This window comes from Actinomadura rudentiformis (assembly GCF_008923185.1).
Lineage (GTDB): Bacteria > Actinomycetota > Actinomycetes > Streptosporangiales > Streptosporangiaceae > Spirillospora > Spirillospora rudentiformis.
In genome coordinates this window covers 1-1,376 of the sequence record NZ_WBMT01000049.1, presented here as the reverse complement: position 1 = coordinate 1,376, position 1,376 = coordinate 1, and the positions used below count along the sequence as shown (strand labels likewise).

Genomic DNA, 1,376 nt, shown 5'->3' with positions numbered 1-1,376 from the left:
GGGACTGTCTGAAAATCTGTGGGTGGCGTGGTGATCGCTGTTAGTTCAGGGTGATGCGGTCGCCGTAGTGCAGCGAAAGTGCGTTCAACGCGGCCTTCCATCCGCGGGTCGTGCCGGTCACGTTGGTGCGGCCTTTGAGCGGGTTGCAGATGACCAGGTAGAGCACCTTGAGTGCGGCCTGCTCGGTGGGAAAGTGCCCGCGGCGCCGGGTCGCTTGGCGGAACCGGGCGTTCAACGACTCGATCGCGTTGGTGGTGTAGATGACCTTGCGGATCTCGGCCGGGAACGCCAGGAACGGGGTGAACGTCGGCCAGGCGTCGCGCCAGAGCCGGATCACCGCCGGATAGCGGTCGCCCCAGTCGTCGGCGAACTGGGCGAACCGCTGTTCGGCAGCTGCCTCGGTCGGGGCCGTGTAGATCTCGCGCAGATCTTTGGTGAGCCGGCTCCAGTGCGCTTTGGAGGCATACCGCAGCGACGATCGCACCAGGTGCACCACGCACTGCTGGACGGTGGCCTGCGGCCAGATCTCCTCGATCGCCTCGGGCAGTCCCTTCAGGCCGTCGCAGCAGGCGATGCACACATCAGCGATGCCGCGGTTGCGCAGTTCGGCCAGCACCGTCATCCAGTGTTTGGCGCCCTCACCGCCGGTGCCGACCCACATGCCCAGCACGTCACGTTCACCGGAGCAGCTGATGCCCAACGCCACATAGATCGGACGGTTGGCCACTTGACCTTCGCGGATCTTCACATAGATCGCATCGATCAGCAGCACCGGATACACGCTGTCCAGCGGCCGGGCCCGCCAGGCCTCCATCTCCTCGACCACCTTGTCGGTGACCCGGGAGATCAGATCGCGGGAGACCTCGACCTGGTAGATCTCGGCCAGATGCGCCTTGATCTCGCCGGTGGTCAGGCCCTTGGCATACAGCGAGATGATCGATTCGTCGAAGCCCTCGATCCGACGGGCGTGCTTGGGCACGATCTGTGGTTCGAACCCACCCGACCGGTCCCGCGGCACCTGGATCTGCACCGGGCCGACCTCGGTCGACACCGTCTTGGGCGAGGTGCCGTTACGGTGATTACCCCTCGCTTGAGCAGGACGTTCACCCTTGTCATACCCCAGATGCTCGGTCATCTCCGCCTCGAGCGCGGCCTGCAGCACGGTCTTGGTGATCCCGGCCAGCAGCCCATCCGGCCCGACCAGCGACACTCCTTCAGCCTTGGCCCGCTCGATCAGCTCAGCCGCGAGCTGGACATCCAACCCGCTACCTGTCTCGTCCTCATCGTCGTTGGTCACGCATGATCCTTCCCGGCCGGGGCCTCAGCCCCAGCCTTCCGGATCACCACCCCACCCACACGATCTTTCAGACAGTCCC

Annotated in this window: 1 protein-coding gene; it reads right to left on the bottom strand. The window is 65.2% G+C overall.

Annotated features, from left to right (window positions below; translation table 11 throughout):
• Positions 1–40 precede the first annotated feature (40 nt).
• The gene (locus F8566_RS49540) at positions 41–1,261 is read right to left on the bottom strand and encodes an IS256 family transposase (protein WP_151571487.1); all 1,221 of its coding nucleotides are present in this window, start codon (positions 1,259–1,261) and stop codon (positions 41–43) included.
• Positions 1,262–1,376: the final 115 nt, after the last annotated feature.